At 55.6% G+C, this 3,318-nt stretch carries 5 protein-coding genes; all 5 read right to left on the bottom strand.

Annotation, left to right across the window (positions count from 1 at the left end; all coding sequences use genetic code 11):
• Positions 1-102: 102 nt before the first annotated feature.
• The 5 genes from tnpA to secE all read right to left on the bottom strand — a co-directional run bounded on the left by tnpA (position 103) and on the right by secE (position 3,150).
• A complete protein-coding gene (gene tnpA / locus RR842_RS13145; protein WP_332711725.1) occupies positions 103-516 on the bottom strand; it encodes an IS200/IS605 family transposase in 414 nt (137 codons plus the stop codon).
• A gap of 189 nt (positions 517-705) precedes the next feature.
• Positions 706-1,416, bottom strand: coding sequence for a 50S ribosomal protein L1 (gene rplA, locus RR842_RS13140; protein WP_332514756.1), 711 nt, complete (start codon positions 1,414-1,416; stop codon positions 706-708).
• Positions 1,417-1,532: 116 nt separating this feature from the next.
• Positions 1,533-2,036: a 50S ribosomal protein L11 gene (rplK, locus tag RR842_RS13135; RefSeq protein WP_332553991.1), complete on the bottom strand. Its 504-nt coding sequence runs from the start codon at positions 2,034-2,036 to the stop codon at positions 1,533-1,535.
• 127 nt (positions 2,037-2,163) lie between these two features.
• A complete protein-coding gene (gene nusG / locus RR842_RS13130) occupies positions 2,164-2,700 on the bottom strand; it encodes a transcription termination/antitermination protein NusG (protein WP_332518576.1) in 537 nt (178 codons plus the stop codon).
• A gap of 3 nt (positions 2,701-2,703) precedes the next feature.
• Entirely contained in the window at positions 2,704-3,150 is a 447-nt protein-coding gene (gene secE / locus RR842_RS13125; protein ID WP_332514762.1) for a preprotein translocase subunit SecE, read from the bottom strand.
• Positions 3,151-3,318 lie beyond the last annotated feature (168 nt).

Here is a 3,318-nt window from a genome sequence, read left to right as displayed (position 1 = left end):
AAGTCATGACCACCGGCATAGCCGGTGGCTTGATTATCGGCCCTAGAAGGGCCCAAGAATACCTGCTTGCGGCTGAAAGCCGCGATGGTCTAGTGCGGTCATTTACTCGAACCTGCTGCTTTCCTCTTGATTCTTGATATATTGCCTAATGATAGATTCGTTCAACCCGACAGTGCTCACGTAGTATCCCCTTGCCCAAAACGTCTTATCTTTGCCGACCTTCCTGCGCCACTCCGGATGTCTATCGTGAATCATGAGCGCACTTTTACCTTTGACGTACCCCAAGATATCTGAGATCGCATACTTCGGGGGCACCCGAAGGCACACGTGTACATGGTCGACACACAGGACGCCCTCCACAATCGAACATCCCTTCTTCTTGTCGATCAACTCTCGTATGATTTCTCCTACTTCTTTTCTGTACTCGCCATACAATACCTTCCTGCGATATTTCGGTATCCATACGATATGGTAGGTACAGTCCCATTTTGTGTGTGCTAAACTCGATTCGTTCATTGCTCTCCTGCCTTTCACCTGCGATCTAGACCATCGCAGGCACATCATAAGACAGGAGGGCTTTTCTTTATTTACGAACCGTGTAAAACAGTTATCGCACCACAGGCATAGCCTGTGGGTTTCTCACGTTACTAAAAAAGAGGAGCCCGTAGGCTCCCCCTTTTTTAGTTCGCTGCTGAAAGAACGCGTTTACTCGCCAGACTCCGTGTAGTTGCGGTTCACGGACGAATCGACCGACACGCCCGGGGTCATCGTCGCAGAAACGCTGATGGACTTCACGTACTTGCCCTTAGCTGCAGCCGGCTTCATGCGCAGGATCTCGTCATAGACCGTACCGTAGTTCTCGGCAAGCTGTTCAGCCGTGAAGCTGACCTTACCCAGCACGACGTGTGCGATGCCATAGCGGTCGGCGCGATACTCCACACGGCCGCCCTTCAACTCGTTGATAGCCTTCGCCACATCGGTGGTGACGGTACCCAGCTTGGGGTTCGGCATAAGACCGCGGGGGCCAAGCACCTTGCCCAGACGGCCAACTTTACCCATCTGATCGGGCGTGGCGACGGCGGCGTCGAAATTGAACTCGCCAGCCTGGATCTGAGCCATCAGTTCATCGGTGCCCACGATGTCGGCGCCAGCCTCTTCGGCGGCACGGGCGGCTTCACCTTCGGCGAAAACGGCCACGCGGACGGTCTTGCCCGAGCCGTTCGGCAGGCTCACGGTGCCGCGAAGCTGCTGGTCGGCCTGGCGGGTGTCGATACCCAAGCGGAAATGGCCTTCGACCGTCTCATCGAACTTGGCGGTGGAGACTTCCTTCACCAGGCTCATAGCCGCAAGCGGCGCATAGGTCTCCTCGCCGATCTTTTCAATGGCGGCACGGTAGCTCTTGGACTGCTTCGTCATGATGCTTCCTTTCGTGGTACGTAGCGGATGCCCTTGGGCACCCTTCCACTTCTTCTATCGCTCAAGCGGCCACCCTGAGGCAGCCGCGTTGCGCACAATGTAAGCTCGCGGAGAACTTAGTCCTCGTCGAGCGTCTTGCCCTGCAGCATAGCTGCGAGTTTCTTGGAAGGCACGTACTTTATCTTCAGTTCGCGACCCTCGATGCGCACGCCCATGCTACGAGCCGTGCCTGCAATGATCTCCATAGCAGCCTCGACAGTATTAGCATTCAAGTCCGGCATCTTCAGCTCGGCGATGCTGCGAAGCTGATCTTCCGTGAGCGTGCCCACGGCCGTGATGTGCGGGACACCCGAGCCGCTCTTGATGCCCAGAGCCTCTTTAATGAGGATGGCCGCCGGAGGGGTCTTGCACACAAACGTGAATGACTTATCCTCGTATACCGTGATCTCAACCGGAATGATGGTACCGGACTGATCCTGCGTCTGGGCGTTGAACGCCTGGCAGAACTGCATGATATTGACGCCCTGAGCGCCGAGAGCCGGGCCTACCGGAGGAGCAGGATTAGCTGCACCTGCAGGAATTTGAAGCTTAACAAAGCCTTTTGCTTTCTTTTCAGCCATTGTGAACGGTCCTTTCAGCTGACCATACTATAGTTACAATCTATCAACAAAGCGGTGTTGCTCGCGTGAGAAGCCCCGGTCCACCACGGGCACGCGCACCGCTTATGTTTACCACTTGAGCGTTCTGCTAGATCTTGGCGACCTGGTCGAACGAAAGCTCCACCGGCGTCTCACGACCGAAGATGGAGACAAGCACCTTCACCTTACCAGATTCAGGCGACACTTCCGACACCACGCCATCGAACTCCGCCAGCGGCCCAGAAACCACCTTTACGGACTGTCCCACCTCGATAGAGGTAGACGTCTTCTTCGGCGCACCGGCGCGGGGCTTGCCCATACCCATGATCTTGTTGTACTCGTCACGCGTAAGCGGAGCTGGGTTGCCCTGGCTGCCTACGAATCCCGTAACGCCGGGTGTGTTGCGCACCGCAGCCCAGCTGCGATCGTCAAGTTCCATGCGCACCAGCACATAACCCGGGAAAACCTTCTTCTCGCTCTCGACGCGACGCCCGCCCTCTTTGATCTCCGTTACCATCTCGGTAGGGATCTCGATGGCGAATACGCTATTTTCGAGGCCCATGGTCTCGATACGCGTCTCAAGATTTTTCTTCACCTTGTTCTCGTAGCCCGAGTAGGTGTGCAGGACATACCATTTCTTCGACATGCCTTACACCCCCAATCCAGAAATTGCCACAAGCAACGGCGTAATAACAACATTGTCAAGCACGGTAACGTAGACGCCGAAGAACAGCAACGCCGCGACTACCACAACGCTCCAGCGAAGCACGTCCTGCTTCGTCGGCCACGTCACGCGTTTCATCTCGGAGCGAACGTCCTTAAGAAACCCGAAACGCCTCTTCTTTTTGATAGGTTTCTCTTCGGCCTTTTCAGTCTTCTTCTCTACCTTGCCTTTGTCCTGCTTGTCGGCGGCAGGTACCTCGACTTTATCGGCTTTCTTGAAGAGCTTCCTCTTGGGTGCTTCGGTAGCAGCGGCATCAGCTTCGGCGACATCCTTCGCCTCTACCTCGGCGCCCTCAGCTTCGCGCACCTGTTCCTTGCGGACAGCACGGGCTGCAGAAGCCTTCGCTCGCTGTGTTTTGGATTTCTTCGCCATCTGATTCCTTAGCCCGAAAAAAACCGGGAAAATCGTTATCCGTCTAAACGCCAAACAAGCAGCTTGATTCCAAGCTGCTCAAGCAAGCAACCTGAATGCAAGCTGCTCAGTCTAACAAGCTGGCAGGCCAGGAGGGACTCGAACCCCCAACATGCGGTTTTGGAGACC

The sequence above is a fragment of the Gordonibacter sp. genome, from assembly GCF_036667095.1.
Taxonomy (GTDB): domain Bacteria; phylum Actinomycetota; class Coriobacteriia; order Coriobacteriales; family Eggerthellaceae; genus Gordonibacter.
The sequence above is the reverse complement of the archived record's forward strand: the minus strand, read 5'-3'. Positions and strand labels throughout refer to the sequence as shown.